This window comes from Pseudomonas sp. FIP_A4 (assembly GCF_036701605.1).
Lineage (GTDB): Bacteria > Pseudomonadota > Gammaproteobacteria > Pseudomonadales > Pseudomonadaceae > Stutzerimonas > Stutzerimonas phenolilytica.
Map to the genome: position 1 here is coordinate 1 of NZ_JAYDXP010000101.1, position 23,085 is coordinate 23,085.

Annotated in this window: 23 protein-coding genes and 2 tRNA genes; 10 read left to right on the plus strand and 15 right to left on the minus strand. The window is 63.9% G+C overall.

Features of this window, described 5'->3' with window-relative positions; genetic code table 11:
• The 8 genes from pth to U8L64_RS01520 form a co-directional block, all read right to left on the minus strand.
• The coding region (pth, locus tag U8L64_RS01485; protein ID WP_333393401.1) for an aminoacyl-tRNA hydrolase at nt 1-406 on the minus strand (406 nt) is incomplete at its 3' end.
• A gap of 39 nt (nt 407-445) precedes the next feature.
• Nucleotides 446-1,063, minus strand: a complete 618-nt coding sequence (locus U8L64_RS01490) for a 50S ribosomal protein L25/general stress protein Ctc (RefSeq protein ID WP_333393403.1) — start codon at nt 1,061-1,063, stop codon at nt 446-448.
• A gap of 118 nt (nt 1,064-1,181) precedes the next feature.
• A complete protein-coding gene (locus U8L64_RS01495; protein WP_008567058.1) occupies nt 1,182-2,123 on the minus strand; it encodes a ribose-phosphate pyrophosphokinase in 942 nt (313 codons plus the stop codon).
• A 78-nt stretch (nt 2,124-2,201) separates the two neighbouring features.
• Nucleotides 2,202-2,276: transfer RNA gene (locus U8L64_RS01500), tRNA-Gln, on the minus strand.
• 52 nt (nt 2,277-2,328) lie between these two features.
• Nucleotides 2,329-2,403 (minus strand) — tRNA-Gln (locus U8L64_RS01505).
• A 19-nt stretch (nt 2,404-2,422) separates the two neighbouring features.
• Nucleotides 2,423-3,283: a 4-(cytidine 5'-diphospho)-2-C-methyl-D-erythritol kinase gene (gene ispE / locus U8L64_RS01510; protein WP_043297482.1), complete on the minus strand. Its 861-nt coding sequence runs from the start codon at nt 3,281-3,283 to the stop codon at nt 2,423-2,425.
• A complete protein-coding gene (lolB, locus tag U8L64_RS01515; RefSeq protein ID WP_054095048.1) occupies nt 3,284-3,904 on the minus strand; it encodes a lipoprotein insertase outer membrane protein LolB in 621 nt (206 codons plus the stop codon).
• 2 nt (nt 3,905-3,906) lie between these two features.
• Nucleotides 3,907-5,634 (minus strand): tetratricopeptide repeat protein, encoded by a 1,728-nt coding sequence (locus U8L64_RS01520; protein WP_333393409.1) that lies wholly within the window; start codon nt 5,632-5,634, stop codon nt 3,907-3,909.
• Between the two features lie 183 nt (nt 5,635-5,817).
• On the opposite strand from U8L64_RS01520, the gene hemA reads away from it, so the two are divergent.
• From hemA to U8L64_RS01550, 6 genes are all read left to right on the plus strand, one after another.
• Nucleotides 5,818-7,086 carry a glutamyl-tRNA reductase gene (hemA, locus tag U8L64_RS01525; protein ID WP_043297484.1) on the plus strand — a complete coding sequence of 423 codons (1,269 nt, stop codon included), beginning with the start codon at nt 5,818-5,820 and terminating at the stop codon, nt 7,084-7,086.
• Nucleotides 7,083-8,165 (plus strand): peptide chain release factor 1, encoded by a 1,083-nt coding sequence (prfA, locus tag U8L64_RS01530; RefSeq protein ID WP_043297485.1) that lies wholly within the window; start codon nt 7,083-7,085, stop codon nt 8,163-8,165. The genes hemA and prfA overlap by 4 nt, the downstream gene beginning before the upstream one ends.
• A gap of 73 nt (nt 8,166-8,238) precedes the next feature.
• On the plus strand, nt 8,239-9,066 hold the full coding sequence (prmC, locus tag U8L64_RS01535; protein ID WP_333393414.1) for a peptide chain release factor N(5)-glutamine methyltransferase: 828 nt from the start codon (nt 8,239-8,241) through the stop codon (nt 9,064-9,066).
• A 24-nt stretch (nt 9,067-9,090) separates the two neighbouring features.
• Complete coding sequence (locus U8L64_RS01540; protein ID WP_234302737.1) at nt 9,091-9,846, plus strand: molybdopterin-synthase adenylyltransferase MoeB; 756 nt, start codon at nt 9,091-9,093, stop codon at nt 9,844-9,846.
• The gene (gene murI, locus U8L64_RS01545) at nt 9,839-10,633 is read left to right on the plus strand and encodes a glutamate racemase (protein ID WP_054095045.1); all 795 of its coding nucleotides are present in this window, start codon (nt 9,839-9,841) and stop codon (nt 10,631-10,633) included. The genes U8L64_RS01540 and murI overlap by 8 nt, the downstream gene beginning before the upstream one ends.
• A gap of 76 nt (nt 10,634-10,709) precedes the next feature.
• Complete coding sequence (locus U8L64_RS01550; RefSeq protein ID WP_043297489.1) at nt 10,710-11,228, plus strand: acyloxyacyl hydrolase; 519 nt, start codon at nt 10,710-10,712, stop codon at nt 11,226-11,228.
• A gap of 52 nt (nt 11,229-11,280) precedes the next feature.
• Here U8L64_RS01550 and U8L64_RS01555 read toward each other — a convergent pair whose 3' ends face one another.
• From U8L64_RS01555 to upp, 3 genes are read right to left on the minus strand one after another with little or no spacing between them, the layout of a single operon-like run.
• Nucleotides 11,281-11,631: a YkgJ family cysteine cluster protein gene (locus U8L64_RS01555; RefSeq protein WP_333393418.1), complete on the minus strand. Its 351-nt coding sequence runs from the start codon at nt 11,629-11,631 to the stop codon at nt 11,281-11,283.
• Nucleotides 11,628-12,887: a uracil-xanthine permease family protein gene (locus U8L64_RS01560; RefSeq protein ID WP_333393420.1), complete on the minus strand. Its 1,260-nt coding sequence runs from the start codon at nt 12,885-12,887 to the stop codon at nt 11,628-11,630. Before U8L64_RS01560 ends, U8L64_RS01555 begins: the two co-directional genes overlap by 4 nt.
• 2 nt (nt 12,888-12,889) lie before the next feature.
• The gene (gene upp, locus U8L64_RS01565; protein ID WP_008567044.1) at nt 12,890-13,528 is read right to left on the minus strand and encodes a uracil phosphoribosyltransferase; all 639 of its coding nucleotides are present in this window, start codon (nt 13,526-13,528) and stop codon (nt 12,890-12,892) included.
• A gap of 286 nt (nt 13,529-13,814) precedes the next feature.
• Between upp and U8L64_RS01570 the strand changes: the two genes are divergently transcribed.
• From U8L64_RS01570 to U8L64_RS01585, 4 genes are all read left to right on the plus strand, one after another.
• The gene (locus tag U8L64_RS01570) at nt 13,815-14,372 is read left to right on the plus strand and encodes a hypoxanthine-guanine phosphoribosyltransferase (protein WP_008567043.1); all 558 of its coding nucleotides are present in this window, start codon (nt 13,815-13,817) and stop codon (nt 14,370-14,372) included.
• A 497-nt stretch (nt 14,373-14,869) separates the two neighbouring features.
• Complete coding sequence (locus U8L64_RS01575; RefSeq protein WP_333393426.1) at nt 14,870-16,750, plus strand: DUF1302 domain-containing protein; 1,881 nt, start codon at nt 14,870-14,872, stop codon at nt 16,748-16,750.
• 99 nt (nt 16,751-16,849) lie between these two features.
• The gene (locus U8L64_RS01580) at nt 16,850-18,211 is read left to right on the plus strand and encodes a DUF1329 domain-containing protein (protein ID WP_043297494.1); all 1,362 of its coding nucleotides are present in this window, start codon (nt 16,850-16,852) and stop codon (nt 18,209-18,211) included.
• Between the two features lie 249 nt (nt 18,212-18,460).
• Nucleotides 18,461-21,079 carry a LuxR C-terminal-related transcriptional regulator gene (locus U8L64_RS01585; protein ID WP_234302732.1) on the plus strand — a complete coding sequence of 873 codons (2,619 nt, stop codon included), beginning with the start codon at nt 18,461-18,463 and terminating at the stop codon, nt 21,077-21,079.
• 154 nt (nt 21,080-21,233) lie between these two features.
• Here U8L64_RS01585 and U8L64_RS01590 read toward each other — a convergent pair whose 3' ends face one another.
• From U8L64_RS01590 to U8L64_RS01605, 4 genes are all read right to left on the minus strand, one after another.
• Nucleotides 21,234-21,503: a DUF3509 domain-containing protein gene (locus U8L64_RS01590; protein WP_043297496.1), complete on the minus strand. Its 270-nt coding sequence runs from the start codon at nt 21,501-21,503 to the stop codon at nt 21,234-21,236.
• Nucleotides 21,504-21,596: 93 nt separating this feature from the next.
• Entirely contained in the window at nt 21,597-21,854 is a 258-nt protein-coding gene (locus U8L64_RS01595; protein WP_043297497.1) for a YebG family protein, read from the minus strand.
• Nucleotides 21,855-21,937: 83 nt separating this feature from the next.
• Nucleotides 21,938-22,405, minus strand: a complete 468-nt coding sequence (locus U8L64_RS01600; protein WP_333393431.1) for a multidrug transporter — start codon at nt 22,403-22,405, stop codon at nt 21,938-21,940.
• 96 nt (nt 22,406-22,501) lie between these two features.
• Nucleotides 22,502-22,954 carry a DciA family protein gene (locus U8L64_RS01605; protein ID WP_054095039.1) on the minus strand — a complete coding sequence of 151 codons (453 nt, stop codon included), beginning with the start codon at nt 22,952-22,954 and terminating at the stop codon, nt 22,502-22,504.
• Between the last annotated feature and the right edge of the window lie 131 nt (nt 22,955-23,085).

The window sequence follows — 23,085 nt, forward strand, 5'->3', positions numbered from 1 at the left end:
GGCGCAGGCGATGGAAGCCGTTCTGATTACCGAGCTTGGCGATGATGTCGCGCAGCCCGTTGTGTCCGCCATGGCCGCCGCCCTGCTTGAGTTTGGCGACGCCGGGGGGCATGTCGAGTTCATCGTGGGCAACCAGGATGGACTCGAGGGGAATTCGGAAGAAACCGGCCAGTGCCGCCACCGCCTGACCGCTGCGGTTCATATAGGTGGTGGGGATCAGCAGGCGGATGTCTTCGCCCTGATGGCTGAACTTGCCGACCAGGCCGAAGTACTTGCGGTCAGCGCTCAGTTGGACGCCCTCGCGGGCGGCCAGGCGCTCAACGAAAAGAGCCCCCGCGTTATGCCGGGTCTGGTCGTATTCGGGGCCTGGATTTCCCAGGCCAACGATCAGTTTGACGGCGGTCACGGCGGGGGCCTCTTTTCTCAGCGGGCAGCTGCGAGTGGATTACTCGGCAGCGCCTTCTTCTTTCGAAGCGTCTTCCTTGCTCACGCGCGGTGCGTGAATGTTCACGACCGGCAGGTCGCTACCATGCTGCAGGGCAACGAAGGCAACACCTTTCGGCAGCTTCAGGTCGCTCATGTGCAGAACCTGGCCAACTTCCATCTGGGCGATGTCGACTTCGATGAAGTCCGGCAGATCCTGCGGCAGGCAGGTCACTTCGGCATCCGGCAGGTTCAGGTAGATCTCGCCACCCTGCTGCTTGACGCCAATGGAGGTTTCCTGGTTGATCAGGTGCACCGGGACGGTGGCGGTCAGCTTCTGGCCGGCGATGACGCGCTGGAAGTCGGCGTGCAGCACGAAGCCCTTGGCCGGATGGCGCTGCAGCGCCTTGATCACCACGTCCTGGCCTTTGCCGTCGACGTTCAGGTTGATGATGTTGCTGAAGGCGATTTCGTTTTCCAGCATCTTGGCCAGATCTTTGGCCAGAATGCTGATCGATTGCGGCGCAGCTTCGCCACCGTAGATCACGGCCGGCACGAGGTTGGCGTTACGACGCAGGCGGCGGCTCGCACCTTTCCCCAGGTCGGAACGCTCTTGGGCATTCAGGGTGAAGTCAGTCATTTCGTTTCTCCAGTAACAACAATACCCGTCGCGCTTGCGACCAGCGCTCGGGCTGTTGGGCAAAAAGCCCCGCGCGAGGCGGGGCACATTACGTCAGGGCGTGTTCGATAGCTTTCGCTTAGCGGAACATCGCGCTGATCGATTCGGCATTGCTGATGCGGCGTACCGCTTCAGCCACCACTGGCGCGATGTCCAGCTGGCGAATTCGGGTGCAAGACTGGGCGGCGGCCGACAGCGGGATGGTGTTGGTCACCACCAGCTCGTCGAGCACGGAGCCTTCGATGTTCTCGATGGCGCGGCCGGACAGGATCGGGTGCGTGCAGTAGGCGTAGACCTTGGCTGCGCCGTGGTCCTTCAGTGCCTTGGCTGCGTGGCACAGCGTGCCGGCGGTGTCGACCATGTCGTCGACCAGGATGCAGGTACGGCCTTCGATATCGCCGATGATGTGCATCACTTCGGACTGGTTGGCCTTCGGCCGGCGTTTGTCGATGATCGCCAGGTCGACGCCGAGGGACTTGGCTACGGCGCGAGCGCGTACCACGCCACCGATATCGGGGGAGACGATCATCAGGTTTTCGAAGCGCTGGGCCTGGATGTCATCGACCAGTACCGGCGAGCCGTAGATGTTATCCACCGGCATGTCGAAGAAGCCCTGGATCTGGTCGGCGTGCAGGTCGACGGTCAGGACACGGTTGACGCCGACGACGTCGAGCATGTCAGCCACAACCTTGGCGCTGATCGGCACACGAGCCGAACGCGGACGGCGATCCTGGCGGGCATAGCCGAAATAGGGCACCACGGCAGTGATGCGGGTGGCCGAGGAGCGGCGGAAGGCATCGGCCATCACCACCAGCTCCATCAGGTTGTCGTTGGTCGGGGCGCAGGTCGGTTGAATCAGGAAGACATCCTTGCCGCGGACATTTTCATTGATCTCGACGCTGATCTCGCCGTCGGAAAATTTTCCGACATAGGCATCACCGAGGGGGATATGCAGCTGACGTACGACACGCCGGGCCAGATCGGGGTTGGCGTTCCCCGTGAAGACCATCATCTTGGACACGCGCAGTACCTGCCTGAGGGTGGGTCCGATGAATAAAAAGCTGTTCAAAAGGCGAGCTCTTGAACAGCTTCAAGTGTATGGCAGGGGCGGCTGGATTCGAACCAACGCATGCCAGGATCAAAACCTGGTGCCTTACCGCTTGGCGACGCCCCTGTAGAGTAAAAAATCGCGTGCGATTCGACGCGTACGAACCTGATAGAGGTTATGGCAGGGGCGGCTGGATTCGAACCAACGCATGCCAGGATCAAAACCTGGTGCCTTACCGCTTGGCGACGCCCCTGTATCGTACCGCTCGCTTGTTACGCACTGGCTTCCTGCGCCATCTGTTTCAGACTGCGATGCAACATTGAAACGTTACGACCGCGGGCCACGAAACTTGGCAAACTGGCTGGAAGTTGGCGGCGGACTTTATCAGCCTCGCCCTCGTTTGGGAAGCTCCCAAACACACAAGCTCCAGTGCCGGTCATGCTTGCCGGAACGAATTTGTTCAGCAAGCTCAAGGCGTTACGAACCTCTGGATAACGCCTCTCAACCACCGGCTGACAGTCATTATGACCGCCCCCAGCAAGAAGGCTGCGAACTGTAATGGCCGGGGTATTACGTGTCAACTCCGGGTCGGCAAATATTTCCGCTGTACTAACAGAGACTTGCGGCGCTAGCACGAGAAACCAAGGTTCCTCCAGATCGACTGGTTGCAGGCGCTCGCCGACCCCTTCGGCAAAGGCCGCGTGGCCGCGGACGAACACCGGCACATCGGCGCCGAGCGCGAGTCCCAGCCCCGCCAGGCGGTCTTCGCCGAGATCGAGCCGCCACAGGTGATCGAGGCCGAGCAGCGTAGTGGCGGCATCCGAACTGCCGCCGCCGATGCCGCCGCCCATCGGAAGGCGCTTGGTCAGCGCGATGTCGGCGCCCAGTGTGCAGCCGCTCTCGCGCTGCAGCAGGCGTGCGGCGCGGACGATCAGGTTGCTGTCGTGATCGACTCCCGGCAGGTCGGTGTGCAGGCGAATCTGGCCGTCTTCACGCGGGCTGAAGCTCAGCTCGTCGCCGTAGTCGAGGAACTGGAACAACGTCTGCAGCTCGTGATAGCCATCGGCACGACGGCCGAGGATGTGCAGCATCAGGTTGAGTTTGGCCGGTGCTGGCAGGGTGAGCGTGGGCATTCAGCGTCCCAGCTGGCGCGGCTGCCAGTCCTTGACCACGAGGGTGATCTGCAGGTCGTGCCCTTGCAGGCGGATGCGCTCGGGCAGGGTGAAGCCGTCGTGCTCGGCGTAGGCGAGGTAGACCACCTGCCAGCCGTCCTGCTCCAGGCGGGCCAGGCGGCTTTCGCTGTCCAGGCTCAAGCGGCTGCGGCTGTCCGGTGCGGGCAGGCCGCGCACCCACCACAGCAGATGCGATACCGGCAGCTGCCAGCCCAGTTGGGTCTCCACCAGCGCTTCCGGTGAGTCGGCCTCGAAGCGACCCTGTCCGGCGACTTCCAGCGCCACGGCGTCAGGGCGTCCGGTGAGGCGGGTGGCGCCCCGGCCAAGCGGGCCGGACAAGCGAATGTCGAAGTAATCCTGGCGCTGCAGCCAGAAAAGCGTGCCGCTACCCGATTCCTGCGGGGCGCGGATGCCGATCTTGCCGCTGATCTGCCAGCCATCAAGGTTGGCGATCTGGCGGCGGTGCTCCTTCCAGGCGGTCGCGTTGCCCGGTCCTTCGACCGATTCGCGTGGGCCGAGGCCGGCGCAGCCCGCCAGCAGCAGGGCCAGGCAGGGGGCGAGAAGCTTGTTCAGCAGCGTCATGTTCAGGGCTTCTCCGAGCCGGTCAGGCGCTTGAGGGTGCTGCGCAGGATCGCGCTGTCCGGTTCCCTCTGCAGGGCCTGCGCCCAGATCGTACGGGCTTCACGGCGCTCACCGCGGACCCAGAGCACTTCGCCGAGGTGGGCGGCGACCTCGTGATCGGCGAACTGCGCGTAAGCCTTGCGCAGGTGGCGCTCCGCCTCTGGCAGGTTGCCCAGACGGAAATGCACCCAGCCCAGACTGTCCATGATGGCTGGGTCGTCGGGATTGATTCGGTAGGCCTGCTCGATCAGCTCCAGCGCTTCCTGGTGGCGTTCGGTGCGATCGGCGAGGGTATAGCCCAGTGCGTTGATGGCCATCGCGTTATCCGGCTCGCGCTCGATGATGAAGCGCAGGTCGCGCTCCAGCTGATCGAGATCGCCGCGCTTCTCGGCGAGCATGGCGCGGGTGTAGAGCAGGCTGAGATCGTCGGGGTACTGCTCCAGGGCCTGCTGGACAAGCTTCCAGGCCTGTGTGGTGCGGTTGTGCTCGGAGAGCGCTTCGATCTCGATCAGGTACAGCTGGATCGCGTAGTCGGGCTGCTCGTCGCGTGCCTTAGCCAGCACCCGGGATGCCTCTTCGTCGCGGTCGAGCGAATAGAGCAGCTGGCTCTGCATCAGCTTGGCCGGCAGGTATTCGTTGCCTGCACCGACCTCGGCGAACGCCTGCAGTGCCTTGTTCTGGTCGCCCAGCGCCTGCTGCGCACGGCCGAGGTTGAATTGCGCGGCGTCGACGTGGCTGCCTCGCTCGATCAGCTCCTCCAGGTAGACGATGGCCTCGCGCCAGGCTTCGGCCTCCATGCACACCAGTGCCATCGAGAATCGCAGGTCGTCATCGGTGGGGTTCTGCTGAATGAGCGTGGCGAATTCGCTCATGGCCTCGTCCAGGCGTTCATGCTCCACCAGCAGGCGCGCGTAGGTCAGCCGCAGACGCTTGTCTTCGGGATGGCGATGCAGGCCCTTTTCCAACAGTGCGAGTGCTTCGTCGCCGCGCTCGAGCGCGTGCAGCAGGCGTGCTTGCAGCAGGAGTGACGGCACCTGCTGCTGTGCGCTCGGTTGCGCTTCCAGGAGGGCCAGTGCTTCCTCGCTCTTGCCATCCTGCTGCAGCAGAACGGCCTTGCCGAAGGCCAGTTGCGGATTGTCCGGGTACTTCTTCAGCAGGCGCTCGAAGCTCTGCAGCAGGCCGGCCCGGGTGTCCGGGTCGGTTTCGGCGGCGGAGAGCGCGAGGAAGTCGAAATGCGTGTCGCCCTGGCCCTGCAGGACCTTCTCCATGAACTCCAGCGACTCTTCGTAGCGACCGCCGCGTGCCAGCTGTACCGCCGCGGCGCGCTGCGCGTCGAGGTTGTCCGGGGCGTTGCGCGCCCAGATCAGCGCGCTATCCAATGCCGCCTGTTCCGCCCCGAGGTATTCGGCGATGCGGAAGCTGCGTTCGGCGACGCCCGCATCCTGGGTCGCGTTGGCCTGCTGGACGTAGTTGCCCAGGGCAATGTCGAAGCGGTTGCGCTGGCCGGCAAGTTCCGCGACCAGCAGGGCATACAGGGTTTCCTGGCTGAACGAGCCACGCTCGCCGGCGTCGGCTTGTTCGGTCGCAGGCGCGGCGTCCTGTGCCGGCGGCACCTCGTCGGGGGCGTTCGGCGCAATGGACTGGCAGCCTGCGAGAAACAGCAGGGCGACGAGGGGAGCGAGTCTGTTCATATAGAGGATACGGCTGGTCTGCGGTCGCGGCATGATGACACAAGCCGCCAGGCAAGCACATGGGGCGCGGTTTGCGCAGTGCCGGCGGGTTCCAGGGGTATCGGACAATGGTGGGCAATGGTTGTTCTGAGTCAGGCGAAGTAGGAGAATTGCGCGCTCCGTTAGTCTGATCAGCGATCCTGCATGGCTTTCCTCGCGCTTGGTATCAATCACAAGACCGCTTCGGTGGACGTCCGCGAGCGCGTGGCCTTCACTCCCGAACAGATGGTCCAGGCCTTGCAGCAGCTGTGTCGCGTCACGCCGACTCGCGAGGCGGCGATTCTCTCGACCTGCAATCGCAGCGAGCTGTACCTGCAGCAGGATCAGATCGAGGCCGATGCCGTGCTGGCGTGGCTGGCCGATTACCACGGCCTGAGCCTCGATGAGCTGAAGGCCTGTGCCTACGTGCATGTCGACGATCAGGCGGTGCGGCACATGATGCGGGTCGCCTCCGGGCTCGACTCGCTGGTGCTGGGCGAGCCGCAGATTCTCGGCCAGATGAAGTCGTCCTATGCCGTGGCGCGCGAGGCCGGCAGCATCGGCCCGCTGCTCGGCCGGTTGTTCCAGGCGACCTTCAGCACTGCCAAGACCGTACGCACGGACACGGCGATCGGCGAGAACCCGGTTTCGGTCGCCTTCGCCGCCGTAAGCCTGGCGCGGCAAATATTCAGCGATCTGCAGCGCAGCCGGGCATTGCTGATCGGCGCCGGCGAAACCATCACTCTGGTCGCTCGCCATCTGCACGAGCAGGGCGTGAAGAAGATCGTGGTCGCCAACCGCACCCTGGAGCGCGCCAGTGCCCTGGCGGCCGAGTTCGGTGCGCAGGCGATCCTGCTGGCCGACATCCCCGAGGAGCTGCACAACAGCGACATCGTCATCAGTTCCACCGCCAGCCAGCTGCCGATCCTCGGCAAGGGCGCGGTGGAACAGGCGCTGAAGAAGCGCAAGCACAAGCCGATGTTCATGGTCGACATCGCCGTGCCGCGGGACATCGAGCCGCAGGTCGGCGACCTGGACGATGTCTACCTCTATTCGGTCGACGACCTGCACGAGGTGGTCGCGGAGAATCTCAAGAGCCGCCAGGGCGCAGCCCAGGCGGCCGAGGAGCTGGTGGCCGCCGGTACCGAAGACTTCATGCTGCGCCTGCGCGAGCTGGCTGCGGTGGACGTGCTCAAGGCCTACCGGCAGAGTGCCGAGCGAATTCGCGATGAGGAGTTGGCCAAGGCGCAGCGTCTGCTGGCCAATGGCGGCAATCCCGAGGACGTCCTCGCCCAGCTCGCCCGCGGGCTGACCAACAAGCTGCTGCATGCGCCCAGCGTGCAGCTGAAGAAGCTCTCGGCCGAAGGGCGCGTCGAAGCCCTGAGCATGGCTCAGGACCTTTTTGCCCTGCACGAGGGCACGGAAAAACCATGAAACCCTCATTGCTGAACAAGCTGGATGTCCTGCAGGACCGCTTCGAGGAACTCACTGCGCTGCTCGGCGACGCCGAGATCATCAGCGACCAGAATCGCTTCCGCGCCTATTCGCGCGAGTACGCCGAAGTCGAGCCGGTGATCGCCGCCTATCGCCAGCTGTGCAAGGTGCAGCAGGACCTCGAAGGCGCGCAGGCGCTGCTCAAGGACAGTGATCCCGATCTGCGCGAGATGGCCGAGGAAGAAGTCGCCGAGGCCAAGGCGCAGCTCGAGACGCTGGAAGCCAATCTGCAGCGCATGCTGCTGCCCAAGGACCCCAACGACGGGCGCAACGTGTTCCTCGAAATCCGTGCCGGTACCGGTGGTGACGAGGCGGCGATCTTCGCCGGCGACCTGTTCCGCATGTATTCGCGCTACGCCGAGAAACAGGGCTGGCGCGTCGAGATACTCTCGGAGAACGAGGGCGAGCATGGCGGCTTCAAGGAGGTGATCTCCCGCGTCGAGGGCGACAACGTCTACGCCAAGCTCAAGTTCGAGTCCGGCGCCCATCGTGTGCAGCGCGTGCCGGAAACCGAATCCCAGGGCCGTATCCACACCTCGGCCTGCACCGTCGCGGTGCTGCCCGAGCCTGACGAGCAGGCGGCGATCGAGATCAATCCGGCCGATCTGCGCGTCGACACCTATCGCTCCTCGGGCGCCGGTGGCCAGCACGTCAACAAGACCGACTCGGCGATCCGCATCACTCACCTGCCCACCGGTATCGTCGTCGAGTGCCAGGAAGAGCGCTCGCAGCACAAGAATCGTGCCAAGGCGATGGCCTGGCTGGCCGCCAAGTTGCAGGATCGCCAGGATGCCGCGGCGCACAAGGAAATATCCGAGACGCGCAAGCTGCTGGTCGGCTCCGGCGACCGTTCCGAGCGCATCCGCACCTACAACTTCCCGCAGGGCCGGGTGACCGATCACCGCATCAACCTGACGCTGTATTCGCTCAACGAAGTGATTGCCGGCGCTGCGGAGCAGGTCATCGAGCCGCTGCTGCAGGAGTACCAGGCCGATCAGCTGGCGGCGCTGGGAGATTAACGACAAGGCTACCCGCCGCATGACCCACGGGGCTCCGTGGCCATTGCAGTGTGCCGCTTGAGGCTCGAAGGTTATGCCCACCATCCAATCGCTGCTCGACACCGCCGAGCTGCCCGATTCGCCGACCGCGCGGCTGGACGCCGAGCTGCTGCTGGCGCAGGCGTTGGGCAAATCGCGCAGCTTCCTGCGCACCTGGCCGGAGCGGGAGCCGGATGCGGAGGCCTGCGCGCGCTTCGCCGAACTGCTGCGCCGGCGCCGTGCGGGTGAACCGGTGGCCTACATTCTGGGGCGCCAGGGGTTCTGGAGTCTCGACCTGGAGGTGGCGCCGCATACGCTGATTCCGCGTCCGGATACCGAGCTACTGGTGGAGACCGTGCTGGAGCGGCTGCCGGCAACACCGGCGCGACTGCTCGATCTCGGGACCGGCACGGGAGCTATCGCACTGGCGCTGGCGGCAGAGCGTCCCGCCTGGCAGGTGACTGGCGTGGATCGGGTCGACGAAGCGGTCGCGCTGGCCGAGCGCAATCGACTGCGTCTGGGACTGAGCAATGCGCGCTTCGTTGCGAGCGACTGGTTCGCGGCGCTGGACGGCGAGCACTATCACCTGATCGTCAGCAATCCGCCCTACATCCCGGCCAGCGATCCGCACCTGGCGCGTGGCGACGTGCGCTTCGAACCGCGCAGTGCGCTGGTCGCCGGCACCGACGGACTGGATGACATCCGCCGGATCATCGTCGCGGCTCCCACGCACCTCGAAGCGCACGGCTGGCTGCTGCTCGAACACGGGTTCGATCAGGCCGCTGCGGTACGTCAGTTAATGAGCCATCAGGGCTTCGTCGCCGTCGAAAGCCGCCGCGATCTTGGCGGCCACGAGCGCATCAGCCTGGGGCGCCTGCCGTGATCCCTTCATCTTGCGAGACATTTCATGCTCAGTGACGAAGAACTGCTGCGTTACAGCCGTCAGATTCTGCTCAAGCAGGTCGATGTCGAGGGCCAGCTGCGGCTGAAACAGAGCCGCGCACTGATCGTCGGGCTTGGCGGGCTGGGCTCGCCGGTGGCGCTCTACCTGGCGGCCGCCGGTGTCGGTGAGTTGCACCTGGCGGACTTCGACACGCTGGACCTGACCAATCTGCAGCGCCAGATCGTCCACGACAGCCAGGCGCTCGGCATGCACAAGGTCGACTCGGCGATGGGCCGCCTGCATGCGCTGAATCCGCATGTCCGGCTGGTGCCCTACCGTGCGGGACTGGACGCCGATACCCTCGCGCAGGCCGTTGCCGGCGTCGATCTGGTCCTCGACTGCACCGACAACTTCACGATTCGCGAAGCGGTGAACGCCGCCTGCGTCGCGGCGAAGAAGCCGTTGGTCAGCGGTGCGGCGATTCGCCTGGAAGGGCAGGTGTCGGTATTCGATCCGCGTGATGCGGCGAGCCCCTGCTACCACTGTCTCTATGGCCATGGCAGTGAGGCCGAGCTGACCTGCAGCGAGGCTGGTGTGCTGGGCCCGCTGGTCGGCCTGGTGGGCACCTTGCAGGCACTCGAGGCGCTGAAATTGCTGGCTGGCTTCGGTGAGCCGCTGGTAGGGCGGCTGTTGCTGGTCGATGGTTTCGCCACGCGCATGCGTGAGCTGCGGGTCAAGCGCGATCCGGCCTGCGCCGTCTGCGGACACCACGATGGCTGAGTGCTCGGCGCCGGTCGGCGTGTTCGATTCCGGCGTCGGCGGGCTTTCCGTGCTGCGCGAAATTCGCCATCGCCTGCCGCACGAATCGCTGCTGTATCTGGCTGACAGCGCGCATGTGCCATACGGCGAGAAGAGCCCGGAATTCATCCGCGAGCGTTGCCGTACCATCACCGATTTTCTCCTTGAGCAGGGTGCCAAGGCGCTGGTGCTGGCCTGTAACACCGCCACCGCAGCCGGCATCGCCGAGTTGCGCGAATGCCACCCGCAGTTGCCGATCATCGGCATGGAGCCAGCGGTAAAGCCAGCCGCGCGGGCGACGCGTAGCGGCGTGGTGGGCGTGCTGGCGACCACCGGAACGCTGAAAAGCGCCCGCTTCGCGGCCTTGCTCGACCGCTTCGCCAGCGATGTGCGGGTGATAACGCAGCCCTGTCCCGGGCTGGTCGAGCGTATCGAGGCCGGGGAGCTGAGTGGCGCCGCGACGCGCGAGTTGCTGGCGGGCTGGGTGGAGCCGCTGCTGGCGGAGGGCTGCGATACGCTGATTCTCGGCTGCACTCACTATCCGTTCATCCGGCCACTGCTGGCGCAGCTGGTCCCGTCTCACGTGCAACTTATCGATACCGGCGCGGCGGTCGCCCGGCGTCTGGAGGAGGTGCTGGCCGCACAGCAGCTGCTGGCGACCGGCGAGGCGCGGGTGCGCTTCTTCTGTAGCGGCGATCCGCTGCGAATGGAAGGGGTGCTGCCTATACTTTGGGGTGAAAAGGCGGGCGTCGAGTTCTTCTCCGGTTAGGAACTCGCGATGCGGTTGCGTTTCTCAACGAAGTACAACAACCAAAAATAGCCATCCTTGAAATAAGGAAGTTCCGATGAAAAAACTGATCCCTTTTACCGTCGCTGCGGCTCTTTGCGCAGGTCAGGTGACGGCCGCGCAGGCAATGGGCGTGACCGCGGCCGTCGGCCAGACCGGCGAATCGACCATGACCTATCGGCTTGGCGTGCAGTTCGATTTCAACCGTAGCTGGCTACAGAGCGATGTTGGCCGGCTGACCGGCTACTGGGATGCCGGTTACACCTATTGGGAGGGCGACGAAACCTCCGCCAACCACAGCCTGTCGCTGGCGCCGGTATTCGTCTACGAGTTCGCTGGCGAGTCGGTCAAGCCCTACATCGAGGCCGGCATCGGCATCGCTGCGTTCGAGAGCACCGAGGTCGAGGATCGCGAACTGGGTTCGTCGTTCCAGTTCGAGGATCGCATCGGTGTCGGCCTGCGTCTGGCCGGCGGGCACGAGATCGGTATCCGTGCACTGCACTACTCCAACGCCGGGTTGAAAAATCCCAACGATGGCGTGGAAAGCTACGCGCTGCACTACCGGATGGACTTCTAGTTCCCGCCGGGCGCGCAGCTCCGGGCCGGAGCTGCGCGACCTTTCTCAGGACTCAGCGATAGGCCGAGGCACTGCCTTGGCGTTCTTCCAGGCAGTCCGCCGCCCCCAGCTCGAATTCGCGACAGATCAACGGGCGTACCGCGTAAATGGTGCAGCGCATGCTGTCGCGATCGAGCGCCGCGCACCAGCCATCAGCCAGTCGGCGCATGACCTGCCCACCCCAGGCGTCGATGTCGATGAAGCGGGCTGGCACGTCGCGCTCGCCGAACAGCAGCACTTCCAGACGACAGCAGCAGGCGGCGCAGCTGCTGCAGCTCACCGGCGCATCCTCCAGCTGCCGATGCGGAATTTCACTGGCGAGGCGGGTGTCGATCGCGTCGCCGCCTGACGTCAACCGCTTCAAACGCTGTCGTTCAGCTGCTTGTTGCGCCAGCCTTCGCCGCCTGGCAACAGCAGGTTGAGCAGCAGGGCGACGAGGGCGCACAGCGAGATGCCGGACAGGCTGAACTCGCCCTGGCCGAACGCCATGCCGCCGATGCCGAACACCAGCGTCACCGAGACGATGATCAGGTTGCGTGCCTCGGACAGGTCTACCTGATGGCGAATCAGGGTGCTCAAGCCGACCACTGCAATCGAACCGAACAACAGGCAGAGGATTCCGCCCATCACCGGAACCGGAATGCTCAGCAGGCCCGCGCCGAACTTGCCGATGAAGGCCAGCACGATGGCGAAGATCGCTGCCCAGGTCATGATCTTCGGGTTGTAATTCTTGGTCAGCATCACCGCGCCCGTTACCTCGGCATAGGTCGTGTTGGGCGGGCCGCCGAACAGACCGGCGGCCGACGTGGCCAGGCCATCGCCCAGCAGGGTGCGATGCAGGCCGGGCTGCTTGATGTAGTTGTTACCGGTGACGCTGCCGATTGCGACCACACCGCCGATGTGCTCGATGGCCGGAGCCAGCGCGACCGGCACCATGAACAGGATTGCGCCCAGATGGAACTCCGGTGCGACGAAGTTGGGCATCGCCAGCCAGGGCGCGGCGGCGATGGCATCGGTATCGACCACGCCGAAGGCCAGCGACAGTCCGTAGCCGACGCTGACGCCGGCGAGGATCGGCACCAGGCGGAACAGGCCCTTGCCGAGCACGGCGACCAGCAGCGTGGTGACCAGCGCCGGCATCGAGATCATCATCGCGGTGGCATAGGGCACCAACTGGGCGCTGCCGTCGCCGGCCTTGCCCATCGCCATGTTGGCCGCGACCGGCGACAGCGCCAGACCTATGGAGATGATCACCGGTGCGATCACCACTGGTGGCAGCAGGCGGTCGATGAAGGCCGGTCCTCTCAGGCGCACGGCGAAGCCGAGCAGCACATACACCAGGCCCGCCGCGACCACGCCACCGAGTACAGCCGGCAGGCCGAACTCGCCCTTGGCAGCGATGATCGGGGCGATGAAGGCGAAACTGGAAGCCAGAAATACCGGCACCTGGCGGCGCGTCACCAGCTGGAACAGCAGTGTGCCGAGACCCGCGGTGAACAGTGCGACGTTGGGGTCCATGCCGGTGATCAGCGGCATCAGCACCAGCGCGCCGAACGCGACGAACAGCATCTGCGCACCGGCCAGCACCTGGCGGGCGACAGGTTCTTGCGGGTTCGTCATGCTCAGACGTCCTTCTGCTTGGTGCCGAAGATCTTGTCGCCGGCGTCACCCAGGCCGGGAACGATGTAGCCGTTCTCGTCCAGACGCTCGTCGATGGAGGCGGTGAAAATCATCACGTCGGGATGTGCGCGCTCGACCGCGGCGATGCCTTCCGGTGCGGCCACCAGCACCAGTGCGCGAATTTCCTTGCAGCCGGCCTTCTTCAGCATGTCGATGGTGGCCACCATCGAGCCGCCCGTCGCCAGCATCGGATCGATGATGATGGCCAGGCGCTGGTTGATTTCCGGCACCAGTTTTTCCAAGTAGGTCTGCGCCTGCAGGGTCTGCTCGTTGCGCGCGATGCCGACCGCGCTCACCTTCGCTCCGGGAATCAGACTGAGCACGCCGTCAAGCATGCCGATGCCGGCGCGCAGGATGGGCACCACCGTGATCTTCTTGCCAGAAATCTTCTCGACCTGCACCGGGCCGCACCAGCCGTCGATGCTGCAGTGCTCCAGCGGCAGGTCGCTGGTCGCCTCGTAGGTGAGGATCGAACCGACTTCCTGGGCCAGTTCCCGGAAGTTCTTGGTGCTGATGTCGGCACGGCGCATCAGGCCGAGCTTGTGGCGGATCAGCGGATGGCGGATCTCTCGAATAGACATGGGGGCGGCTCCGGCGCTCGATTAAACCGGCGTAGAGTAAAGCATCGCCGTGCCACGGGCTACGCGGGTTACGTTGATCTCACGACTTGCTGAGCCGGGGGCGGTTGAGTATCGTGCCGTCCCTTCGCTTCAGGACCGCACAGTGGTCTGAACTGACTGACCGATCAGGCAGATTACATGGGCAGCGGGTCGTTTTTTCAGGCGGTCGAGCGCCTGGCGACTTTTCAACCAGGCCCGTACCCGCGATTCTGACTTCTCAACGCTTGCCCATCTGGAGAAATGCTCCATGTCCGTCGATCTCGTACACATCCGCCAGATCATGGCCGAAAGCGACTGCCTGTACACCGAAGCCGAAGTCGAAGCGGCCATCGACGCCGTCGCCGGGAAGATCAATGCCGAGCTGGCGGAGCGTAATCCGGTAGTGTTCTGCGTGATGAACGGCGGGCTGATCTTCGCTGGAAAGCTGATGACCAAGCTGAATTTCCCGCTGGAGCTGTCCTATCTGCACGCTTCGCGCTATCGCAACGAAACCAGCGGCGGCGAGCTGTTCTGGAAGGCCAAGCCGGAAATCTCCTTCATCGATCGCGATGTGCTAATCATCGATGACATCCTCGACGAAGGTCACACGCTGGGCGCGATCATCGATTTTTGCCGGCATGCCGGTGCCGCCGCGGTGCACACCGCAGTGCTGATCGACAAGGATCATCAGCGCAAGGCGCGCCCGGATCTCAAGGCCAACTATGTGGGCCTGCGCTGCATCGACCGGTTCATCTTCGGTTACGGCATGGATTACAAGGGCTATTGGCGCAACGCGCCGGGTATCTTCGCCGTCAAAGGGCTGTGATAGCCGCCGTCGCTTTCGAACGCCGTATCCGATAGCACCAGAGCCATTCCTGGCGACCCGAAGTTCGGGTCGCTATGACGCTACGTCGCGGCATCGTGTTTCGTTTCGTCTCAAACGCTCCGCGGCCGCGTAACGCAACCACACGCATCAGGCGTTTTGCGCTTGCGCGCCTTCCCTTCGTCCCGCCTTCATTTTCCGCGCCGTAGTGCTCGCGACAGCGAGACCACTCCAGCTACACCTACGACTTTCGGATAAACGTCACAAGTTTGCGTGTCGTTTTGTCACGGCCGCTCTATATCGGCCTTTGCCGCCCGGGGAATCATGGCTAAGCTCGATGTGCCACACCCCGGCGCGGCGCTGTGCCATCGCGCTCAAATCCAATGCTGGGACGGTCTTTCATACTTAAGGATGACAGGCTAAATCAAACCTTCGTGCGCTTAACCCTCCGCAGAGCTCTGGGTAGGGTTGGCGTACATCGAACCAACCAGGAGCGCCTCATGACAAAAACAACAAGGCAAGGAATCTTCCAGCCCACATCCCTCGCTCTGGCGATTGCCCTGAGCACCGCGGCACCGGCCTACGCGGTCAACTTCAACATTGGTGAGATCGAAGGCCAGTTCGACTCATCCATGTCGATCGGCGCCAGCTGGTCGATGGCGGATCGGGATATGGACCTGGTTGGCGCAGCCAATGGCGGCACTGGCTTCACTCAGACTGGTGACGACGGGCGACTGAACTTCAAGAAGGGCGAGACCTTCTCCAAGATCTTCAAGGGTGTGCATGACCTCGAGCTGCGCTATCGCGACAGCGGCGCGTTCGTGCGCGGCAAGTACTGGTACGACTTCGAGCTTAAGGACGAGAGCCGCCTGTTCAAGGACATCAGCGACAGCAACCGCAAGGAAGCCGCCCAGTCTTCCGGCGCCGAGATCCTCGATGCGTTCCTCTATCACAACTATTACCTGGGCGAGCTGCCGGGCACCGTGCGGATCGGTCGTCAGGTGGTGAGCTGGGGCGAGAGCACCTTCATCGGCAACTCCATCAACTCGATCAACCCGCTGGACGCCGCGGCGTTCCGTCGCCCGGGCGCGGAGATCAAGGAAGGCCTGATTCCGGTCAACATGCTCTACGTCTCGCAGAGCCTGACCGACCGCCTGAGCATGGAGGCGTTCTATCAGCTGGAATGGGATCAGACGATTGTCGATAACTGCGGAACGTTCTTCTCGGGAGCTGATGTCGCGGCGGATGGCTGTGACAATAATTACAACGTCGGGCCGGCTGCGCTTGCCTCGACATTGAACGGGCCACTGGGAGGCTTCGCCACGGCCGCCGGCGTTTCCTATTCCGACGAGGGCGTGATGATCCCGCGCGGTGGTGACCGTGATGCTCGTGACTCCGGTCAGTATGGCCTGGCATTGCGCTGGCTTGGCGACAGCACCGAGTACGGTGCCTATTTCATGAACTATCACAGTCGTACGCCGATCGTGAGCACCCATACTGCCGGCCTTGGGACCTTTGCTGCTGCCCAAGGGGCTGGAGCTGCAGCCGGCCAAGCGGTAATCGAGTCGGTTGTGGCGCAGCTCGTGCAGGCAGGGATTCCGTTGGCTCAAGCAATTCCGATGGCTCAGCAGATGGCGGGAGGACTCGCTGCTCAGGCCGGCACCGCGATCGGCGGCGCGGTGTTGCTCGGCAACGGTCAGTACTACTTGGAATATCCTGAAGACATCCAGCTTTACGGTTTGAGCTTCTCTACGACGTTGCCCACCGGCACAGCCTGGTCCGGTGAAATGAGTTACCGGCCTAACGCGCCTATCCAGATCAATACCACCGACGTCACGCTTGAGCTAACTGACCCCACTCAGGCAGGGCTAGATAATCGCGGCTATAACCGCAAGGAAATCACCCAACTGCAAACTACCTTCACCCATTTCTTCGACCAGGTGCTGGGGGCGGAGCGCGTGACTGTGGTGGGCGAGATTGGTTACGCGCATGTTGGCGGACTGGAGAGTACAAGCGAGGTTCGCTATGGCCGCGACGCCAACTTCGGTACGCCTACCGACGCTGCCGCGCTGGCTGCCAACGGCTGGCATGGTTTCGTCACCGCCAACTCCTGGGGCTATCGCCTGCGCGCCATCGCCGACTACAACAACGTCTTCGCCGGTATCAACCTGAAGCCGAACCTGTCTTTCTCCCACGACGTCGACGGTTATGGCCCGAACGGTCTGTTCAACGAGGATTCCAAGGCGCTCAGTATCGGTCTGGATGCCGAGTACCAGAACACCTACACCGCCAGCCTGTCCTACACCGATTTCTTCGATGGCGACTACAACATGCTGGTCGACCGCGACTTCCTCGCGTTCAGCGTGGGCGTGAACTTCTAAAGGGGGCGTTCGCTGACCGGTGCGTCGGATGGCATATCCGGTCAGCGACAAGTGTTACCGATGGCCTCCGGCCAAACAGATCAGAGGAACTGGAATCGTATGAAAACAACAAGAAAACTGTTCAGTGTCTTGGCTCTTTCCCTGCTTGCCAGCAGCGTCATGGCGGCGGTGTCTCCTGAGGAGGCCGCCAAGCTTGGTACGACGCTGACGCCGCTGGGTGCAGAAAAAGCCGGCAACGCCGACGGCAGCATTCCCGAGTGGACCGGCGGTCTGACGACTGATGCCGCACCGCTGAAAAACGGCCACCTCACCGATCCATTCAAGGGCGAGCAGCCGAAGCTCGTCATCACCGCGCAGAATGCCGAACAGCACAAGAGCAAGCTGACTGCGGGCCAGCTGGCGATGTTCAAGCGCTATCCGGAAACCTACAAGATTCGCGTATTCCCGACGCACCGTAGCGCCGCTGTACCGGACAAAATCTATGAAGCGGCGAAGAAAAGTGCGCTGAACGTCTCGCTGGTCGAAGGCGGAAACGGTGTCAGTGGCTTCACCGAGAGCCGCTACTACGCCTTCCCGATTCCGCAGAATGGCCTCGAGGTGATTTGGAACCACATCACCCGTTATCGCGGTGGCAACGTGCGCCGCAACATCGTTCAGGCGACCCCGCAAACCAACGGCAGCTATACGCTGGTTCATTTCGAGGATGAGGTTGCCTTCCCGAGCGACATGAGCGATCTGGATGCCGAGCGCGCCAAGAACGCGCTGCTGTTTTTCAAGCAGCGTGTGACGGCTCCGTCGCGCCTGGCGGGCAACGTGCTGCTGGTGCACGACTCGCTCGATCAGGTGAAAGATCCGCGTCAGGCCTGGATCTATAACGCCGGCCAGCGCCGTGTGCGGCGTGCGCCGCAGGTCGCCTACGACGGTCCGGGTACTGCGTCGGACGGCATGCGTACCACCGACAACTTCGACATGTTCAGCGGCGCGCCAGATCGCTACGACTGGAAACTGATCGGCAAGAAGGAGCTGTACATTCCCTACAACAGTTTTGAAATTGCCTCCAGCGACCTGAAGTACGCCGACATCATCAAGGCCGGGCACGTCAATCAGGATCTCGCTCGCTATGAGCTGCACCGCGTGTGGGAAATCGAGGCGAACCTGAAGAGCGGCGAGCGCAACATCTACGCCAAGCGTCGTTTCTTCGTCGACGAGGACACCTGGACCATCGTCCAGTCGGAGCTGTACGACGGGCGTGGCCAGCTGTGGCGCGTGGGTGAGGGGCATATGCTGCAGTACTACCAGCACAAGGTGCCGGCCTATGCGTTCGAGTCGCTCTACGACATCATTTCCGGCCGCTACATCGCAATCGGCATGAGCAACGAGGAGAAGCCGTTCGACTGGGGTTACAAGGCATCCGCCCGCGACTTCACGCCAGCGGCCTTGCGTAACGCTGGGGTGCGCTGAGTCTCGAGGGGCTATTCGGTGTAAAAAAGGCGGCCAGCAGGCCGCCTTTTTTGTGCGCGCAGGGATGAGGGAACATGAAGAACTGGGTGCGATCCTGCGTGCAACGGGGCCGCTGATTGCACAAGCAGGTCGACAAAACGCTGCTGATACGTCAGGTTGCACAGGTGGAGCGGACCGCCAGAAAGGGATACGCCTGGCCGGCCGCTGGCCATTTCATGGACTGAATATACGAATAAGAGAAACGTTGCCATGTCCGTACGCCTCCTCCCCGATGCGATCAGCGCCGCGACGGCGCAGGCGCAGGTTGCGAATATTCCACGTCTGCCGCCGGCGCATGTTGCCCGGCCGCGACTGGCCGACGCCCTGCTTGCCGCGGACTGCCGGTTGCGGTTGATCTGCGCACCGGCTGGTTTCGGCAAGACGGTACTGATGAGCGAATGTGCCCGCCGCATGCCGGCCGATACCACGCTGGTCTGGCTGGACCTGAGCGGTCGATTCTTTTCGCCGCAGGAGCTGTATGCCCAGCTGGCCGCGGCGCTGGGCTTTCCGATCATGGACGGCGATGTGCAACGGCAGCTGATTGCGCTGCTCGGGCAGGTTCGCCAGCCGCTCTGGATCATGCTCGACGATTATCCGCGCGAGGTTTGCCCGGCTCTGGACGCCTGTCTGGATATGCTGCTGGAGCAGACTGCGGATTCGGTGAGTTGGTGGGTCAACAGTCGGCGGCAGCCGGCGTGGAAGCTGCCGCGTCTGTTGCTGCAGGGGCATCTGTTCGAGCTCGACGCCGCGTCCCTCGCGCTCACGGCCGAGGAGTTGGCGCAGGTTCTGCGCGCCTATCGGCTGCAACTGCCCGCGGACAGTTTCCAGCAATTGCTGGCGGGCACCGAAGGTTGGCCGGCGGGCGTTTGCCTGATGCTGCTCAACGCCGATGAGCAGGCGCTGCGCGAACGCCTGCTGGCCGGTACGCCTTTGCTGCGCGATTACATCCAGCGCGAAGTGCTGCAGGGCCAGAGCGAGGATATCCGGCGCGCACTGTTCGCCCTGGCACGAATGCCGCGCTTTTCCGCCGAGCTTTGCGATCACGTGCTCGATTGCACCGGCGCCGATCTGCTCGATGTACTCAAGACCTTCCAGCTGTTCGTGCGGCAGATCGACAACTGCGGCGAATGGTTTCGCCTGTGGCGACCGCTTGCGCTGCTGCTTCAGCGTTTCCCCGAGGCGACGTCGTCGACACAGGTGCATCTGCGTGCTTGTCAGTGGTTCGCCAGCCGCGGCGATATGCGCGAGGCAGTCGAGCATGCGCTGTGGGCGGGCCAGCCTGAGGTGGCGGCGAACTATCTGCAGCGCTACGGGCAGGAGCAGTTGCTGATCGGCGACAACGTCTCGCATTTTCTCAAGTGGCGCAGCGAGCTGCCGCAGGATCTGTTCGCCAGTACCACGCGACTGATCGTGCTGCAGGGGTGGGCATTGATCGTTTCCGCGCGGCTCGACGAGGTCGACGACTGTCTGGCCGAGCTCGCCAAGTTCTTCCCGCAACCCGATGCGCGTCGGCAGATCCAGTTGCTGGCGCAATGGCAGGCGCTGCGCGGCTTCCTGGCGCGTCTGCGCGGTGAGCCCGAAGCGCGCGAGCACTGTCTGCAGGCGCTCGAGGTGCTTTCCGATCATGCCTGGGCGCAACGCGTGCTGTGTCTGCAAGCGCTTACCCAGCACGCGATGGCTGAGAGCGAGCTCGAGCTGGCTCAGCATTACAACAGCGAAGGCATGAAGCTCGCGCGGCTCAAGGGCAGCGTGCTGTACGAGGTGATGCTCAGCGTCGATCGCATCCAGCTGCTGGAGCTGACTGGCGAGTTCGAGCGCGCCGTCGGCGTGCTCGACGAGGCGTTGCGTGCGCTGCGCGACACGGTTCGGCACAGTCCGATCATCGGCCGGTTGCAGTTGCTGCAGGGGCATTTGCTGGCGTATCAGGGGCTGGACGAACAGGCCCGCGAGGCCTATCAGCAGGGGCGGTTGGAAACCGAAACCTGTGGCGATTCCTACGCCTTTTTCGGCTACGTCGGTCTCGCCGAACTGGCTGCGCGCAATCATGAGTTTGCCGATGCGTATCACTGGCTGCGCGAGGCCGAGCGCCTCACGCAATGGCGACACGTACCGGAGGCGCGCTTTCGCGGCATCCTGCGGCTGATTACCGGCGTTGCCTGGCTGCATCAGGGCGAGCTGAAGAAGGCGCGCACGGCGCTGGAGCAGGTGCGGCAGCTGTTCGAGGGCCAGCGCTTCCTGCCGCCGTCGGGATTCTACGAGCTGCTGCCGCGCTTGCGCCGCTATCTGGCCGTCATCGACATGCTGGAGGGGCAGCCGGAGGCGGCAGTTCAGGCGCTGCATGGGCTGATCGAGCGGAATCTGCGAGCGCAGCGGCTGGGGTTGGCGTGCGAGTGCCGCTTCTCGCTGGCTGAAGCGCTGTTGGCATGCGGCCAGCCGCTGGAGGCCGATCAGGAGTTGCGCAAGGCGCTCAGCGAGGCGGTACGCCAGCAACTGGTCAAACCGCTGTATGAGCTGCAGCACCGGCAGTCGCAATGGCTGGCGCGCATCCTTCCCGCGGCGACCCGCGGCGAAAGTCTGCGCGACCGATTGCAGCAGTACGAGCGCGAGCCGGGCGAGACGCCTGTCTGTGGCGACGACGTGCTGTTGAGCAACCGTGAGCTGACGGTGCTGCGGCTGATCGCGCAGGGCTGCTCGAATCAGGAGATCGCCGAGCAGCTGTTCATCTCGCTGCATACCGTCAAGACGCATGCGCGACGGATCAACACCAAGCTCGGCGTGGCGCGCCGTACCCAGGCAGTAGCCAAGGCCAAGGCGCTGGCCTGGCTCTGAAACGATGCGGGCAAGTGGGTGCTAGCGCCGGGCGCCGGGGTTCAGGTGGGGCGAAGCGTGCCGGCTCGAGCGAGCGGCATGACGGGTTTCAGGATGCTTGTTGTTCTTGTTGTGGCAGGAGAGCATGGCGAGCGATTTGTCGCCGGCCGAAGGATTACAGCGCCGCGACGCGGGTCCCTTCGGCGAAGCCGGATAGCGGTGGCGACTCACCACGCTCGATCGTCAGACTGACCCGCAGGCTGGTGATCAGCCGTTGCAATTGCTGCGGGTCGCGCCATTGCTCGGCGCTGATGAAGCGCTTCACGGCCACGCCTTTGGCGTCGGTGAGCGTCAGGAGAATGCTGCCGTCGGGCTTCGCGATGCTGAAGTTAACGCAGTAGTGCGGCTGGAATGCATCGCTGATCCGCTGGAATGAATTCGTCATGCCGGAATACCTGTCTGGAAAGGCTGCGAGTCATTGACCCGGCCTGGGCCCTACAAGTTTCCGCCGCCCGGCCCCCGACAGATCGAGCGCGCTTCAGGCGTCGCGTGGCGGTAGCTCAGCAAGCGCCTCGGCGTTGTTCTTGAACGCTCTGGAGAAAACGTCACGGTGGCGCGCCATGAAGATGCCGAGATCCTCGCTCTGCTGTTCGTTCAGCGACGGTACCGCGTGTTGCAGAACGGTCGCCAGCGCTTCGGCCAGTTCCAGCATCTTGTCGTGACGGTCTGCTTCGGCTTTATCCATGAACAAACGCTCCAGGTCCCGGCTGCTGCGGTATACCACTTCGACGGCCATTAACCACCTCGGCTCAGTTGGCAGATTGATACTGTTTATCCATACAGGATAAAGGCTGAGGTGTCGGATGGGAAGGCGTGCGTTCAATCGTCGCCGAAGCGGCCGCGCAGGTTCTCGGCTTGGAACTCCAGCGTGCTGGCGCGATAGCCTGCACGCAGCGGTGGCAGCGGCAGGCAGGATTGCCACTGCGCTCCACTCTGAAGATCACCAGGGCCTTGATAGATGGGGGCGTCGTAGGCGTTCTGTACCAGGTTGATGCGGGTGCCAGGCACGTGCGCCGTGACATCCCAGCGCAGGCCGCGCAGCGCGCGTCCGCTGTTATTGCGCAGGGTGACGCGCAGCGGCTGCGCGGCTGGGCATGGCCCGGGTGCGTAGTTCAGGTGCAGTTCGAGCCTGCCGAGCAGTTGTCGCTCGCGATGCTCCTGCCACAGCACCCAGCCAGCTACCAGTCCCAGCATCAGCAGCGCGCCGAGCGAGATCGGCACCGCCCGCAGCGGATAACGAACCAGCAACACCAGCCAGGTGAGGAGGAGTAGGGCGCCGATCAACATGAAATTTCGCTCCTGAAAGGCAGTGGCCGAAGCATTCGCTTCGCCCCTCCGAGAGTATCCGCTCGCCCGCCTGGTTGCTGCCGCGCCGGCTGCAGTTCAGTCGGGTTTGCTGCGGCTTGCCAGGCGCTCCAGCGCGGCGCGCAGCCGCGGATCGCGAATGCCTTCGGCGGTTGCGTGAATATTGTCGGCCGCACAGGCCGACAACGGCGTCGTGCGAGGCGGCTCGTGACGCGCCGGGGGCGGCGGCTGCACCTTGAAGTGGATGCGTTCGAGGCCGGCGAACTCCTCGATGGCTTGCAGCTGGCGCAGCAGACGACGTTGCTGATAACGCAGGCGCGTGGCCCAGTGACCGTCAGTCACGATCAGCAGCAGGCAGCCCTCGCGCCACGACGCCACGCGGCAGTGCTCGCGGGCGGCCGGCTGTAGCTGGCTTTCCAGCAGGTGCTGCAGGCGATCGATGCGCCGCGCCTCGCCGAACAGCGCGCGCAGCGGTTTCGCTTCGCGGAGCAATGCGCCGGTGGCGCGTGCGGGCAGCGGACGAGAGGCCATGGCGGTTGCCTGAAAGATGGGGCGTCAATGGTAGCAGATGCCTGTAGCCGGCCGGTCGCGCCGCCGGCCGTTGTGCCGGTGCGAACGCTGGAAAATCGCGCGTTGCCGGTCCTCCGGGCTGCGCAGTCGTG

Excerpts from the sequence above, each read along its gene's own strand:
- U8L64_RS01490 (WP_333393403.1), bottom strand. The coding sequence starts at position 1,063 with ATGACTGACTTCACCCTGAATGCCCAAGAGCGTTCCGACCTGGGGAAA.
- ispE (WP_043297482.1), bottom strand. The coding sequence starts at position 3,283 with ATGCCCACGCTCACCCTGCCAGCACCGGCCAAACTCAACCTGATGCTG.
- lolB (WP_054095048.1), bottom strand. The coding sequence starts at position 3,904 with ATGACGCTGCTGAACAAGCTTCTCGCCCCCTGCCTGGCCCTGCTGCTG.
- U8L64_RS01520 (WP_333393409.1), bottom strand. The coding sequence starts at position 5,634 with ATGAACAGACTCGCTCCCCTCGTCGCCCTGCTGTTTCTCGCAGGCTGC.
- hemA (WP_043297484.1), top strand. The coding sequence starts at position 5,818 with ATGGCTTTCCTCGCGCTTGGTATCAATCACAAGACCGCTTCGGTGGAC.
- prfA (WP_043297485.1), top strand. The coding sequence starts at position 7,083 with ATGAAACCCTCATTGCTGAACAAGCTGGATGTCCTGCAGGACCGCTTC.
- prmC (WP_333393414.1), top strand. The coding sequence starts at position 8,239 with ATGCCCACCATCCAATCGCTGCTCGACACCGCCGAGCTGCCCGATTCG.
- U8L64_RS01540 (WP_234302737.1), top strand. The coding sequence starts at position 9,091 with ATGCTCAGTGACGAAGAACTGCTGCGTTACAGCCGTCAGATTCTGCTC.
- murI (WP_054095045.1), top strand. The coding sequence starts at position 9,839 with ATGGCTGAGTGCTCGGCGCCGGTCGGCGTGTTCGATTCCGGCGTCGGC.
- U8L64_RS01550 (WP_043297489.1), top strand. The coding sequence starts at position 10,710 with ATGAAAAAACTGATCCCTTTTACCGTCGCTGCGGCTCTTTGCGCAGGT.
- U8L64_RS01560 (WP_333393420.1), bottom strand. The coding sequence starts at position 12,887 with ATGACGAACCCGCAAGAACCTGTCGCCCGCCAGGTGCTGGCCGGTGCG.
- upp (WP_008567044.1), bottom strand. The coding sequence starts at position 13,528 with ATGTCTATTCGAGAGATCCGCCATCCGCTGATCCGCCACAAGCTCGGC.
- U8L64_RS01570 (WP_008567043.1), top strand. The coding sequence starts at position 13,815 with ATGTCCGTCGATCTCGTACACATCCGCCAGATCATGGCCGAAAGCGAC.
- U8L64_RS01575 (WP_333393426.1), top strand. The coding sequence starts at position 14,870 with ATGACAAAAACAACAAGGCAAGGAATCTTCCAGCCCACATCCCTCGCT.
- U8L64_RS01580 (WP_043297494.1), top strand. The coding sequence starts at position 16,850 with ATGAAAACAACAAGAAAACTGTTCAGTGTCTTGGCTCTTTCCCTGCTT.
- U8L64_RS01585 (WP_234302732.1), top strand. The coding sequence starts at position 18,461 with ATGTCCGTACGCCTCCTCCCCGATGCGATCAGCGCCGCGACGGCGCAG.
- U8L64_RS01590 (WP_043297496.1), bottom strand. The coding sequence starts at position 21,503 with ATGACGAATTCATTCCAGCGGATCAGCGATGCATTCCAGCCGCACTAC.
- U8L64_RS01595 (WP_043297497.1), bottom strand. The coding sequence starts at position 21,854 with ATGGCCGTCGAAGTGGTATACCGCAGCAGCCGGGACCTGGAGCGTTTG.
- U8L64_RS01600 (WP_333393431.1), bottom strand. The coding sequence starts at position 22,405 with ATGTTGATCGGCGCCCTACTCCTCCTCACCTGGCTGGTGTTGCTGGTT.
- U8L64_RS01605 (WP_054095039.1), bottom strand. The coding sequence starts at position 22,954 with ATGGCCTCTCGTCCGCTGCCCGCACGCGCCACCGGCGCATTGCTCCGC.